This window comes from Aggregatibacter actinomycetemcomitans DSM 8324 (assembly GCF_000372365.1).
In the GTDB taxonomy this organism is placed as follows: domain Bacteria; phylum Pseudomonadota; class Gammaproteobacteria; order Enterobacterales; family Pasteurellaceae; genus Aggregatibacter; species Aggregatibacter actinomycetemcomitans.
Genome location: NZ_AQUU01000001.1, coordinates 131457 through 145407, shown reverse-complemented (window position 1 = coordinate 145407; position 13951 = coordinate 131457). Strand labels below are relative to the sequence as shown.

Annotated in this window: 13 protein-coding genes and 1 pseudogene; 12 read left to right on the top strand and 2 right to left on the bottom strand. The window is 43.3% G+C overall.

Going from position 1 to position 13951, the window contains the following annotated elements; translation table 11 throughout:
• Positions 1 to 13 precede the first annotated feature (13 nt).
• The 11 genes and pseudogenes from ftsA to A3CS_RS1000000111240 all read left to right on the top strand — a co-directional run bounded on the left by ftsA (position 14) and on the right by A3CS_RS1000000111240 (position 11371).
• The gene (gene ftsA / locus A3CS_RS0100745; RefSeq protein ID WP_005546770.1) at positions 14 to 1294 is read left to right on the top strand and encodes a cell division protein FtsA; all 1281 of its coding nucleotides are present in this window, start codon (positions 14 to 16) and stop codon (positions 1292 to 1294) included.
• Positions 1295 to 1377: 83 nt separating this feature from the next.
• Positions 1378 to 2661, top strand: a complete 1284-nt coding sequence (gene ftsZ, locus A3CS_RS0100740) for a cell division protein FtsZ (RefSeq protein ID WP_005546768.1) — start codon at positions 1378 to 1380, stop codon at positions 2659 to 2661.
• A gap of 37 nt (positions 2662 to 2698) precedes the next feature.
• Positions 2699 to 3616: a UDP-3-O-acyl-N-acetylglucosamine deacetylase gene (lpxC, locus tag A3CS_RS0100735; RefSeq protein ID WP_005539072.1), complete on the top strand. Its 918-nt coding sequence runs from the start codon at positions 2699 to 2701 to the stop codon at positions 3614 to 3616.
• Positions 3617 to 3813: 197 nt separating this feature from the next.
• Positions 3814 to 4975, top strand: a pseudogene (locus tag A3CS_RS01000000110750) (chorismate mutase).
• A 133-nt stretch (positions 4976 to 5108) separates the two neighbouring features.
• The gene (htpG, locus tag A3CS_RS0100725; RefSeq protein WP_005546761.1) at positions 5109 to 6989 is read left to right on the top strand and encodes a molecular chaperone HtpG; all 1881 of its coding nucleotides are present in this window, start codon (positions 5109 to 5111) and stop codon (positions 6987 to 6989) included.
• A gap of 65 nt (positions 6990 to 7054) precedes the next feature.
• Positions 7055 to 7399: an ArsC family reductase gene (locus A3CS_RS0100720; protein WP_005546759.1), complete on the top strand. Its 345-nt coding sequence runs from the start codon at positions 7055 to 7057 to the stop codon at positions 7397 to 7399.
• A 136-nt stretch (positions 7400 to 7535) separates the two neighbouring features.
• Positions 7536 to 8669 carry a succinyl-diaminopimelate desuccinylase gene (gene dapE, locus A3CS_RS0100715; protein WP_005546757.1) on the top strand — a complete coding sequence of 378 codons (1134 nt, stop codon included), beginning with the start codon at positions 7536 to 7538 and terminating at the stop codon, positions 8667 to 8669.
• Between the two features lies 1 nt (position 8670).
• The gene (locus A3CS_RS0100710) at positions 8671 to 9351 is read left to right on the top strand and encodes a M15 family metallopeptidase (RefSeq protein ID WP_005560555.1); all 681 of its coding nucleotides are present in this window, start codon (positions 8671 to 8673) and stop codon (positions 9349 to 9351) included.
• A gap of 245 nt (positions 9352 to 9596) precedes the next feature.
• Complete coding sequence (nudF, locus tag A3CS_RS0100705) at positions 9597 to 10220, top strand: ADP-ribose diphosphatase (protein WP_005546754.1); 624 nt, start codon at positions 9597 to 9599, stop codon at positions 10218 to 10220.
• 50 nt (positions 10221 to 10270) lie between these two features.
• Positions 10271 to 11095, top strand: coding sequence for a 3',5'-cyclic-AMP phosphodiesterase (gene cpdA, locus A3CS_RS0100700; protein ID WP_005546752.1), 825 nt, complete (start codon positions 10271 to 10273; stop codon positions 11093 to 11095).
• 96 nt (positions 11096 to 11191) lie between these two features.
• Complete coding sequence (locus tag A3CS_RS1000000111240; RefSeq protein ID WP_005573798.1) at positions 11192 to 11371, top strand: hypothetical protein; 180 nt, start codon at positions 11192 to 11194, stop codon at positions 11369 to 11371.
• A gap of 231 nt (positions 11372 to 11602) precedes the next feature.
• Here the strand turns inward: A3CS_RS1000000111240 and A3CS_RS0100695 are convergent, their stop codons facing one another.
• Positions 11603 to 12427 carry a nucleotidyl transferase AbiEii/AbiGii toxin family protein gene (locus A3CS_RS0100695; protein ID WP_005546751.1) on the bottom strand — a complete coding sequence of 275 codons (825 nt, stop codon included), beginning with the start codon at positions 12425 to 12427 and terminating at the stop codon, positions 11603 to 11605.
• Positions 12400 to 12864, bottom strand: coding sequence for a hypothetical protein (locus A3CS_RS0100690; RefSeq protein WP_005546748.1), 465 nt, complete (start codon positions 12862 to 12864; stop codon positions 12400 to 12402). The genes A3CS_RS0100695 and A3CS_RS0100690 overlap by 28 nt, the downstream gene beginning before the upstream one ends.
• 354 nt (positions 12865 to 13218) lie before the next feature.
• Here A3CS_RS0100690 and queC point away from each other — a divergent pair, with 354 nt between their 5' ends.
• Positions 13219 to 13923, top strand: coding sequence for a 7-cyano-7-deazaguanine synthase QueC (queC, locus tag A3CS_RS0100685; protein WP_005546747.1), 705 nt, complete (start codon positions 13219 to 13221; stop codon positions 13921 to 13923).
• The last annotated feature ends 28 nt before the right edge of the window (positions 13924 to 13951 follow it).

Here is a 13951-nt window from a genome sequence, read left to right as displayed (position 1 = left end):
GTGAAGTTAGAAAATGTCTAAAATTGTGGAATCAAAGACGATTGTTGGTTTGGAAGTGGGTACTTCTAAAGTCGTTGCCGTAGTCGGTGAAGTTTTACCGGACGGTGTCGTAAATGTGCTTGGCGTGGGCAGTTGTCCGTCTAAAGGGATCGATAAAGGAAGCATTACTGACCTCAATGCGGTGGTTATATCTATTCAACGGGCTATTGAAGCGGCCGAATCCGTTGCCGATTGCCGGATTATGAGCGTGACTTTGGCGATTACCGGTGAGCATATTCAAAGCCTGAATGAGAATGGCTTTGTACCTATTGCCGAAGGCGAGGTGACCCAAGATGAAATTGATTCTGCTATTCACACGGCAAGCTCGGTTAAAATGCCGGAAGGATTGTCGTTACTTCACATTATTCCGCAAGAATTTGCTGTCGATAAGCAAATGAACATTAAAAATCCGTTGGGCTTACAAGGTGTTCGTTTAAAAGCGCAGACTCACTTAATCGCTTGTCATCAGGACTGGTTAAATAACCTGAAGAAGGCGGTAGAACGTTGTAAATTAAAAGTCGATAAGATTGTGTTCTCAGGCTTGGCTTCCAGCTATTCCGTTTTAACCGAAGATGAAAAAGATTTAGGGGTTTGTTTGATTGATTTCGGTGCCGGTACCATGGACATTATGGTGTATATCAACGGTGCATTGCGTTTCAGTAAAGTGATTCCTTATGCCGGTAATCGTGTCACCGATGATATTGCGTATGCTTGTGCCACTTCTAGAATGGAGGCGGAAAGCATCAAAGTGAATCATGGTAGTGCATTAACGCCGCCGAAATATCATGCCGACAAGAAAATTGAAGTTTCCAGTATCGGCGGGCGAGGCCCTCGCACATTAACAAAAGAACAGCTTTCTTTAGTAACTTCGGCCCGTTATAAAGAACTATTGAGTTTGGTGAAAAATGAATTAATTTATTTGAAAACGGATTTGGAAGCTAAACATATTAAGTTTGATCTCATTGCCGGCGTTGTGATTACCGGTGGTGGTGCACAAATTGAAGACTTGAAAGATAGTGCGGCGGAAGTGTTTGGGCAAAATGCGCAGGTGAGAATTGGTAGCCCGCTAAATATTACCGGTTTGACCGATTATGTGAACAAACCGCAATACGCGACTGTCATTGGTTTGTTGCAATATGAACATAGCAATGAGGATGAAGGGCCGCTTAATGATGAGAATTCGGATAGCGGATTTTTTAGCGCATGCGGTAAGGTAGTGAAAAAAATTTTTAATAAAGTGCGGTCGGAATTTTGAGAATTTTGATTTTTCATCTACAATATGAACAGTTTGGGTTTTAATATATGCTGATAGTGTGTCGGCAGTGACGGAGAATAAGTATGTTTGAGCCAGTAGATTATGATCTCGGTGAAATGAATGGAGCACTGATTAAAGTGGTCGGTGTCGGTGGCGGTGGCGGTAATGCCGTTAACCACATGGTTGCCACGATGGTTAAAGATGATATTGGCGGTGCCCTTGTTGATGAAACAATGTTGAACACTGATGAACATGGAAAAATCATGTTCTATGCCATTAATACCGATGCACAGGCATTGCGTAAAAGCCAAGTGCAGCAAACGGTTCAAATTGGTGCGAATACCACCAAGGGTTTGGGCGCGGGTGCCAACCCGAATGTCGGACGTAAAGCCGCAGAAGACGATCAGGATGCCATTCGTCAAATGTTAGAAGGCGCTGATATGGTGTTTATCGCTGCCGGCATGGGTGGTGGTACAGGCACAGGTGCTGCACCGATAGTCGCTCAAATCGCAAAAGAATTGGGTATTCTTACCGTTGCTGTGGTTACCAAGCCATTTGCTTTTGAAGGTAAGAAACGAATGATGTTCGCCGAAATGGGGATTAAAGAATTATCCAAACATGTAGATTCCCTAATCATCATCCCAAATGAACAATTAGCCAAGGTTATGCCGAAAAATGCAACATTAATGCAAGCTTTCTCCGCCGCTAATGATGTGTTGCGTAATTCTGTTACCGGTATTTCGGATATGATTACCTCTCCGGGTTTAATTAACGTGGACTTTGCCGATGTTCGTACCGTAATGTCGGAGATGGGGCAGGCAATGATTGGTTTTGGTTCTGCATTGGGTTCACCGGGTGAAGGTCGTGCGGAAGATGCAGCTAAAATTGCAGTGAAAAGTGACTTGTTAGAGCGTGTGGATTTATCCGGTGCCAGAGGGGTATTGGTTAATATTACGGCCGGTATGGACTTAGGCTTAACCGAGTTCCAGGCAGTAGGCGATACAATTAAAGCATTTGCTTCTGATGAGGCTACGGTTGTAGTCGGTACAACATTGGTGCCTGATATGGTGGATGAAATCCGCGTAACCATTGTTGCAACAGGTATTGGTGAACCCGAAGCGCCGGAGATTCAAATTTCTCCACGTCCACAAGCAGCCCCGAATAATCAACCGATAAATACTCAGTTCGGCGCGCCGAGAACAAATGCGCCAACTTATGGACATAGTGCACAGGATGCGAATAATTTGTCCAATAACCAGCAAAACGTACAACGTAGTAGAGACGATTTAGATACGCCGATTACCGAACGCTTGAAAGATACTAATTTGTTCAATGTTCAAGGTTTTATGCGTAATGGCGATAAATAATATTATCTTGTGGTAACAGCAAGTTAAGAGAAAGGTTATGATTAAACAAAGAACATTAAAACAAAGTATAAAAGTTACCGGTGTGGGATTACACAGTGGTGATAAGGTTACTTTGGTTTTACGTCCTGCAATGCCGAATACCGGTGTTGTTTATTGCCGCACCGATTTGAATCCGCCGGTTACCTTTCCGGCGAATGCTAATGCAGTGCACGATACTATGCTTTGTACTTGTTTAGTGAATGAGCAGGGTGTGCGAATTTCAACGGTTGAACATCTAAATGCGGCTTTAGCAGGACTTGGTATCGATAACATTATTGTTGAAGTGGATGCGCCTGAAATTCCAATTATGGATGGTAGTGCAAGCCCGTTTATTTATTTATTATTAGATGCAGGCATTGAAGAACAAAATGCACCGAAAAAATTCATTCGTGTCAAACAAAAAGTTCGCGTGGAAGATGGTGATAAATGGGCGGAATTTTCTCCTTATAATGGTTTCCGTTTGAATTTCACTATTGATTTTAATCATCCGGTAATTAGCGAAGATGTACGTAATTATGTGATGGATTTCTCCGCGCAAGCATTTGTTCAGCAAATCAGCCGCGCGAGAACTTTTGGTTTTATGAAAGATATTGAGTATCTTCAATCTCAAGGTTTAGCGTTAGGCGGCAGTTTAGATAATGCTATCGTACTGGATGATTATCGCATTCTGAATGAGGACGGTTTGCGTTTCAAAGATGAACTGGTCCGTCACAAAATGCTGGATGCTATTGGTGATTTATATATGTGTGGTTATAACATTATCGGTGATTTCAAAGCCTATAAATCAGGTCATGGTTTAAACAATAAATTATTAAGAGCGGTATTGGATAATCAAGAAGCGTGGGAACTCGTAACCTTCGAAGACAAAGAACAAGTCCCACAAGGTTATATTTCTCCCGCACAAATATTGATTTAATAAAATGATTCTAAGAGCTATATTTCTTCGGAAATATAGCTCTTTTTTTCGCTACCTTTTCATAAAGCCACCTTAAAATAGTGGATTTTTTTGTCTTTCTTTTCCATAAAAGTGCGGTTAAAAAAGTAATATATTTTCAATACTTATTTTATTTATTGCCTTTGAGGTGTAACAAATGTGAATACAAAGGAAATATTATGTCATTGGATTTAAGTGAAATTCGTCGGCAAATTACGCAAATTGACCGTAGTTTATTGAAACTGCTGTCCGAGCGCCATCGTTTGGCGTTTGATGTGGTGCGGAGCAAAGAAGTGACGCAAAAGCCGTTGCGTGATGCCGCCCGTGAAGAACAGTTATTGCAGGAACTGATACAGTTCACGGAAAACGAAAACTATCAGCTTGAACCGCAATATATCACTTCGATTTTTCAGAAAATCATTGAAGATTCGGTGCTAACGCAGCAGGTCTATTTGCAGAAGAAACTTAATGAACAGCGTGAACAGGATATTCATATTGCGTTTCTCGGCAAACGCGGTTCGTATTCTCATCTGGCGGCGCGTAATTATGCCACCCGTTATCAGGAGCAACTGGTTGAAATCAGTTGTGCGAGTTTTGAACAGGTGTTTGAGAAAGTGCGTAATGGCGAAGCGGATTACGGCGTTCTGCCGTTGGAGAACACCACTTCCGGCGCCATTAACGAAGTGTATGATTTGTTACAGCACACCGATTTATTTTTGGTGGGCGAACTTGCCTATCCGATTCAACATTGCGTGTTAGTGAATGAACAGGATGATTTGAGCAAAATTGATACCTTGTACAGCCACCCACAAGTGATTCAACAATGCAGTCAATTTATCCAAGGTTTACGGGTGCATATTGAATATTGTGAAAGTAGCCTCCCATGCCATGCAGTTGGTTGCCGGTTTAAATAAGCCGAATATTGCGGCATTAGGTAATGAGGACGGCGGCAAGTTGTATGGCTTGAAAGTGTTGCGACGCAATATCGCCAACCAAGAAAACAATATTACCCGTTTTATCGTGATCGCGAAGAAAGCACACAGCGTCTCCCCGCAAATTCACACCAAAACGCTATTGTTAATGAGCACAGGGCAACAAGCGGGATCTTTGGTTGACGCCTTATTGGTGTTTAAAAAGCACCATATTAATATGACAAAGCTGGAGTCCCGCCCGATTTACGGTAAGCCTTGGGAGGAAATGTTTTATTTGGAAATTGAAGCCAACATTCACCACCCTGATACGCAAGCTGCGTTGGAAGAATTAAAAAAATTCAGTAATTATCTGAAAATTCTGGGGTGTTATCCAAGCGAAATTGTCAAACCGACAGTGCTCCCCGAATAACTTCCAACATCAAAGTGCGGTTGAAAAAATACTTAAATTTTCAACCGCACTTTTTTTACTACAGCTCTTGAAATTTTGCCTTCCGCACTTATATCCATAACGTTTTTAATTTATCAACATAAGTAGGAAGAAGATGAGTACAAATCAAGAAACCCGCGGCTTCCAGTCGGAAGTCAAACAACTGTTACAATTAATGATCCATTCTTTATATTCCAATAAAGAAATTTTCTTGCGCGAGCTGATTTCCAACGCCTCCGATGCGGCGGATAAATTGCGTTTTAAAGCTCTTTCCAATCCGGATTTATATGCAGGCGACGGCGAATTGCGCGTGTGTATCAGCTTTGACAGCGAGAAAGGCACCTTAACCGTAAGCGATAATGGTATCGGTATGACCCGCGAGCAGGTTATCGATCATTTGGGTACGATCGCCAAATCCGGCACGAAAGAATTTTTAGCGGCTCTCGGCAGCGACCAGGCGAAAGATAGCCAGCTTATCGGTCAATTCGGTGTGGGATTTTATTCCGCCTTTATCGTCGCTGATAAAGTCACCGTGAAAACCCGTGCGGCTGGCGAGCCGGCAGACAAAGGCGTGCTTTGGGAATCGGCAGGCGAAGGCGATTATACGGTAGCGGACATTGAGAAAAAATCTCGTGGCACCGATGTGATTTTGCACTTACGCGACGATGAAAAAGAATTCTTAAATGAATGGCGTTTACGCGACATTATCGGTAAATATTCCGATCATATCGGTCTGCCGGTGGAAATGCTGACCAAAGAATATGAGGACGAAGGCAAAGAAATCGGCGAAAAATGGGAAAAAATCAACAAATCCGATGCTCTTTGGACGCGTAGTAAAAATGAGATTTCCGATGAAGAATACAAAGAATTCTACAAGCATTTAAGCCATGATTTCGCCGACCCGCTATTGTGGGCGCATAACAAAGTAGAAGGCAATCAGGAATATACCAGCCTGCTTTATGTGCCGTCCAAAGCGCCTTGGGATTTGTTTAATCGTGAGCATAAGCACGGTTTGAAGCTCTATGTGCAACGCGTGTTTATCATGGATGACGCGGAACAATTCATGCCGAATTATCTGCGTTTTATGCGCGGCTTAATTGATAGTAACGATTTGCCGTTAAACGTGTCCCGTGAAATCTTGCAAGACAACAAAGTCACGGCGGCGTTACGCAAAGCCTTAACCAAACGTTCCTTACAAATGCTGGAAAAATTGGCGAAAGACGATGCGGAAAAATACCAACAGTTCTGGAAAGAATTCGGCTTGGTGTTAAAAGAAGGGCCAGCGGAAGATTTTGCCAACAAAGAAGCCATCGCCAAATTGTTACGTTTTGCCTCCACCCACAATGACAGCAGCGAGCAAAATGTGTCTTTGGAAGACTATGTTTCCCGCATGAAAGAAGGGCAAAAAGCCATTTATTACATCACGGCGGACAGCTACGTGGCGGCGAGAAACAGCCCGCACTTGGAGTTGTTCAATAAAAAAGGCATTGAAGTGTTGCTGTTATCCGATCGCATTGACGAATGGATGCTGAGTTACTTAACGGAATTCGACGGCAAACCGTTACAAAGCATCACCAAAGCAGATCTGGATTTGGGCGATTTGGCGGACAAAGAGGCGGAAGAACAAAAAGCACAAGACGAATCTTTCGGCAGTTTTGTTGAGCGCGTCAAAACCTTGTTGGGCGGGCGTGTGAAAGAAGTGCGTTTAACCCACCGTTTAACCGACACCCCGGCAGTGGTTTCCACCGATAACGATCAAATGACCACGCAAATGGCAAAACTTTTTGCCGCCGCAGGTCAACCGGTGCCGGAAGTAAAATACACCTTCGAGCTAAATCCGGAACATCACTTGGTGAAAAAAGTCGCTGAAATTGCCGATGAAGCACAATTCGCCGATTGGGTGGAATTGTTACTGGAACAAGCCATGCTTGCCGAACGCGGTTCCTTAGAAAACCCGGCAGCGTTTATTAAACGCATCAATAAGTTATTAGGCTAATCGGCTGAATTTCGGTTAAAATCCCTATTCTGAATTGAATGGGGATTTTTTATTTAGGAGAAACTATGATTATTGTTTACGGCATTAAAAACTGCGACACGGTGAAGAAAGCATTGAAATGGCTTGCGGATCATCAGATTGAACACAAACTGCATGATTACCGCGTGGATGGGTTGGATAAGGCTTCTTTACAACAGGCGGAAGCACAATTTGGTTGGGAAAACTTGGTGAATAAACGCAGCACCACCTGGCGTAATCTTGACGAGCAAATCAAAAAAACACTTTCAAAATCCACCGCACTTTCTGTGCTTGCCGATAATCCAACCTTAATCAAACGCCCGATTATTTTGCAAGAGGGAAAGGCGTTGATTGGGTTTAGCGAAAAAGAATATCAGGCAGCGTTTAATTAACGTATTGTTCATACACACCTAGCACGAGGCGTGCTAGGTTCGATAATCCTCGCCTCCTCCGGAGGCGATATAAAAGCCGTAGAACGGCTTGGTTTAATTAACCCCAGACGGCTCGTATGGGGATAGGGAATAGTTAATGAAAGAAAAAGTTGTCTCTTTGGCGCAAGCATTAATCCGTCGTCCTTCCATCAGCCCGAATGACGAAGGCTGCCAGCAGCTGATTGCAGAACGGTTAGAAAAACTCGGTTTTCAAATTGAATGGCTGCCTTTTAACGACACGCTAAATTTATGGGCGAAACATGGCAGTGGCGATCCTGTCATTGCCTTTGCCGGGCATACGGATGTGGTGCCGACGGGCGATGAAAGCCAATGGACTTATCCGCCTTTCGACGCAAAAATTGTGGACGATATGCTTTATGGACGCGGTGCGGCGGATATGAAAGGATCACTGGCAGCAATGGTAGTGGCAACGGAAGAATATGTAAAAGCCCATCCGAATCATCAAGGCACCATCGCGTTGTTAATTACTTCCGATGAAGAAGCTGCTGCGAAAGACGGCACGGTGCGTGTGGTGGAAACCTTAATGGCGCGCGGCGAAAAGATCACTTATTGCATGGTGGGCGAGCCTTCCAGTACGCAAACCTTGGGCGATGTAGTGAAAAACGGTCGCCGTGGTTCCATCACAGGCAATCTGTATATTCAGGGCATTCAAGGGCACGTTGCCTATCCCCATCTGGCGGAGAATCCTATTCACAAAGCCGCGCCGTTCTTGCAGGAGCTCACCACATACCAATGGGACAACGGCAATGACTTTTTTCCTCCAACCAGTCTGCAAATCGCTAATATTCATGCCGGCACCGGCAGCAATAATGTGATTCCGGGCGAGCTTTATGTGCAATTTAATTTGCGTTATTGCACGGAAGTGACGGACGGGATGATTAAGCAGAAAGTCGCCGAGATGCTGGAAAAACACGGGCTGAAGTATCGTATTGAATGGAATCTTTCCGGCAAGCCGTTTTTAACCAAACCGGGAAAACTGGTGAGTGCGTTGGTGGACAGCCTGCAACAAATCGCAGGCATTACGCCGAAATTGGAAACCGGTGGTGGCACCTCAGACGGACGTTTTATTGCCCTCATGGGCGCGGAAGTGGTGGAATTCGGACCGCTTAACGCCACCATTCATAAAGTAAACGAGTGCGTGAGCGTGGAAGATCTTGGCAAATGCGGTCAGATTTACCATCAAATGTTAGTGAATTTATTGGAACATTAAAATGAGCTTAACCCCTGAAATGCTTTGTGGCAAATCGCGTGAACATTTAGTAAACCTGCCGATACCCCATTCACCCAATCATTTCTTACAGGCGCAGGCAGCGAAAGCCTTTCAAGGCTTACAAAAAAGTGCGGTAAAAAATGGCTTTAATTTACAGCCGGCGAGCAGTTTTCGTGATTTTGCACGTCAGCAGTTGATTTGGAATGGCAAATTTAACGCTGAACGTAAAGTGCATGATGACGCAGGTAAGGCGTTAGATTTAACCAAATTGAACGACTGGCAAAAATGTCAGGTGATTTTGCGTTGGTCGGCGTTGCCGGGGGCGAGCCGCCATCATTGGGGCACGGAAATTGATATTTTTGATCCTGATTTATTACCGCCGGGTCAGGCATTACAACTTGAACCTTGGGAATATGAACAAGGCGGTTATTTCTTTGGATTGAGCGAATTTCTCGCGGAAAATCTACCGCACTTTGATTTCGTCCTGCCGTTTATGAAAATGCCGGAAGGGAAAAAAATCGGGCACGAACCTTGGCATATTAGCTATGTTCCCCTGGCGGAAAAGGCGAAACAGCAATTTTCAGCGGCGGTGTTATTGCAGGCATGGGAAAATGAGGACATTGCCGGCAAGGCAGTTTTACAGCAGCACCTGCCACAGATTTTCGAGCAATATTTCGTGTAATTTTGGTAAAGGTAAAAGTGCGGTCGGTTTTCCAGACGTTTTTCATACCCGAAAAACAATCTGAAAACCGACCGCACTTTTTTTGTTTATACTTTGTTATATTTCTATGGTCTATGATCGGTTTACGTGATGTCACAAACTTTTGTGACCGAGTTCAAAAATCTAAACATTTTGCGAAGAATGACGTTTTTTTTTGTTACAAATGAAAGTATCCTAATTGCCGGTAGTAATTTAAGGAGCGAAAGATGTATCAGTTTCAGCAATTTACTCAAAGTGATATTGAAATTGTAAAGGATGAAACAGTTTATCAAGGTTTTTTTAAGCTGAATAAGGTTCAGTTTCGACATAAACTTTTTAACGGCGGCTGGAGCGGGATCGTCACCCGCGAGCTGCTGCTTAAAGGTGCCGCGTCGGCGGTAGTGGCTTATGACCCCGTGTTAGACAAGGTGGTTTTGGTGGAGCAAGTGCGTATCGGCGCTTATGACCCGAAACTGCAACAATCACCGTGGTTGCTGGAACTCATCGCCGGCATGGTAGAAGAAGGCGAAACGCCGGAAAATGTGGCTCTGCGGGAAAGTGAAGAAGAAGCGGGTGCGCAAATTAGCCATTTGCAACATTGCTTGAGCGTATGGGACAGCCCGGGCGGCGTGCTGGAGCGGATCCATTTGTTCGTGGGTAACGTTGACAGCACAAACATTGGTGGCATTCACGGTTTAGCGGAAGAAAACGAAGATATTCGAGTTCATGTCGTCAGTAGGGAAACCTCGTATCAATGGATTTGTGAGGGTAAAATTGATAACGGCATTGCAGTAATGGGATTACAGTGGCTGGAGTTAAATTACCGAAAATTGCAGGCGCAGTGGCTGTAAACATGCCATAGGTAATTTAGACTAAGTTTAATACGGAAATAGGAGTTTATTTGTTAAATACCTATAAATATGATACCCGGCAAGAGGTGTTTCGTGTCATTCAAATCACGGATCCCCATTTATTTAAAGACGCAACCGGCGAGTTATTGGGGGTCAATACTCAAGAAAGCTTTTCACAGGTGTTAAGTGAAATTCGGCAACAATCCTATGATTATGATCTGGTGTTAGCCACCGGCGATTTGGTTCAAGACAGCAGCGAAGAAGGCTATCTGCGTTTTTGCGAAAGCGTTAAGCCCCTTGAGAAAACCGTATTTTGGATCCCCGGCAACCACGATTTTCAACCGAAAATGTTTGATATTCTCAAACGTGACAATATTTGTGATAAAAAGCACATTCTGTTAGGAGAAAATTGGCAAATTCTGTTACTGGACAGTCAAATCGCCGGCGTGCCCCACGGTCAGCTCGGGCAATATCAGCTGGATTGGCTGATGGCGAAGCTGAAAGAACATCCGCAGCGTTATTCATTAGTGGTGTTGCATCATCATATTTTATCCACCCATTCCGCCTGGCTGGATCAACATAATCTGCGTAACGCACACGAATTGGCTTACACGCTGGCGCCGTTTAATAATGTGAAAGGCATTTTATACGGGCATATTCATCAGCAAGTGGACGGCGAATGGAACGGTTACAAAATTATGGCAACGCCTTCTACAGGCATTCAATTCAAACCGGATAGCAATACCTTCGCCCTAGACACTGCTCAACCGGGCTGGCGTGAAATTGAATTGTACGCCGACGGACGCATCGAAACCCGCGTTAAACGCATTCAACACAAAACTTTTCTGCCGAATTTACAGGAAGAAGGGTATTGATTGGCATTAACGGCATTATGTAGCAGTTGCACAAAGATTTAACCGATTGAAAATACTAAAATCCTTGGAATTTTACTCAATAGGGATTTTTCTATTATGTCACAAAAATTATCCAAGCACGAATTAATCTCTCGCTTGCTATCACTAAAAGAAAAGCAAGATGAATTGACTATTCAAATACAACTTTTAACACAAGAAATGAATGCGTTAATTCAGTCGTATATGCCAAAAGAACCTAAACCATCATCTTTAATTACAGCACGATGGGTTACCTAAGTATTACAAGAAAATCGGCAGGGGCCGTTTTGCGGTGAGATAGCCGAAAAGGTTTTAGCTTTAACAGGAAACCCGCAATTTGTTGATATTGGAAATAAACACTATAAAGCGGTTAATTGGATTTTACTTAGATTGCATAAGCAAGGAATTGTCGAATGTACGGCAAGATTTTGGCGGTTAAAACCGTTCAAATAGGGTAGAAAATAGCGGTAGAAATACCGTTATTGTCGCTTATAATTTCATTTTAAGAGAGGACGGCACAACATTTTGTGTTGTTTCTTCTTTCTTATTTTTAGCTTCATCTAACAACGCCTTAAATTGTTTTTTAGCATTAGGCATTGATGCTTGCATTGCAGGGTGATTTTGCATTTGTTGAGTGAAATAGATAGTTTCTGCCATCTTATTTAGCTCAAGTGCAATTTGTTCAACGTCCATAATCTTATTAAGTAGCGGATCCGCTTGGATATTTTGACTATATAGGCTGACTAATTTATCAGGATCTTGAGCGAAACCTTTTAATCGTTCGGCAAGTTCAGGCGTAAAGGCTTCGGGGTATTGTTTGGCGAGAAAATGTAGGTCAAATAAATCACGTCCTTTAGTTCGCGTGTTATCGCTATCATAAGCTGCGTGCAGTTTGTTATCAATAATGCGTTCCACTGATGAAAAACGAATGCCATCTTTAACCGTAATTTGATCATCTGATGCTGGCGTTCGATAAGAAATTTCCATTTTTAGTGCATCTTTAACACCTGTATCACGGATATGATAATTCACAATATAACGACTCACTGTGTCTGTATCTTTTTTCACATTAATATCATCAATCACAATACCGTGTGGGGCGGACGCTTTGATTTTGTTGAGTAAATTCAGTTTTTTGGACGAGTCAAAATCCAAATCTTCGGAAAAGCGGTTTAAGCCGTAGCCGAGATAAAGTGCTGTGCCACCTTTCAGTACTAAAGGCGTATCGGTAAGATTTTTCAGGATACTCACCATCAATTTTTCGTGATGTTTATCGCGTTCGGTGATTAGATTATCGGGTTTTTGCGTTTCCATAATTGTAAGTTTTCCCTTTCTTGTTCGGTTAAATTGGGTTCGAGCTGGTTCAATAAATCGTAAACCGATTGTTTATCTTCATCGCTAGGAAACCATTCATCAAGCATAACTTCTCCAAGTGAACCAGTTTGAAGTACGGCGGTGTAGAGGTAATCAACGCAAGCACGAGGGTGGTCGGCAAGCCAAACAGGATAATTTTCAGGGTAATATCCCATTTCATTTAATCGTTGGGTGCCATCAATTACGCCTAGATTACCCAATAGATGATTGGTGTTCCTTTTTTGGCTTTCACCATAAATGTAAAAATCTTGCGGATAAGCATCGTCATTCAATGCCGCTGCACTATGCCAATCGCCAGTACCGTTTGGGCTATGTACGTTTAATGCCACGATGCTACTTACATAGCGCCCAGGGTTTGTTTGAGGGATATACAGCATAAACTTTCCTTAAACTTGATTATGTTTTAAGCTAATTATCTTTGAATTTCCATTTCACGTCCACCACATTAATTTCTAACTGTTCTACAACACCCTTATCCAGCCAATGTTAATACCCCACGCATGGGAACCGTAGGTTGAGGGTGAATGATAGGTTCTTGACCGCATTTTATTAACACGCGTTTGATCAGTTCATTCACGGTAAAATATCGGGCATTAAAGTGCGGTTGGTTTCAACGGCGTTTTTTTAAAGGGGATTTTCCATCCCTTTATTTCTTTGCTAAAATTCACCGCACTTTTCTTTGTGTTCGCTGTGGTTAGCGACCTTCCCACATAAAAAACTCAGGATTTATTATGTCAAATCAGCCTAACAAAGCCCTCGTGATTTTTTCCGGTGGGCAAGATTCCACCACCTGCCTGTTTCTCGCCATGCAAGAATTCGGCGCAGAAAATGTCGAAGTCATCACATTCCAATACGGTCAACGTCATGCCATTGAACTGGAAAAAGCCCGATGGATTGCACAGGATTTAAAGGTAAAGCAAACGGTGCTCGATACCAGCGTCATTAAAGCCATTACCCACAACGCCTTAATGGATCCGAACGCGCCAATCAGTCAAAAAGACAATGAATTGCCGAATACTTTCGTTGACGGACGCAACGCCTTATTTTTACTTTACGCCGCCATTTACGCCAAAAGCCAAGGCATTCGCGTTATTTATACCGGCGTGTGCGAAACGGATTTTAGCGGCTATCCCGATTGCCGCGATGTTTTCGTCAAATCTATGAATGTTACCTTAAACCTTGCCATGGCTTACCCTTTTGAAATCCGCACACCGTTAATGTGGCTGGATAAAAAAGAAACCTGGGCGCTGGCGGATCAACTTGGCGCGTTTGATTATATCCGCCGGCACACCCACACTTGCTACAACGGTGTCGAAGGCGGTTGCGGCGAATGCCCGAGTTGCGTTTTGCGCGAACGTGGATTGAAGGCGTATTTGCCGGAACGTGAGGAAAAATGCCTGAGAAAACAACCGCACTTTCGAGGGAGTAACATTTAAAAATTAGTTCAATTCAATATGTCATGTG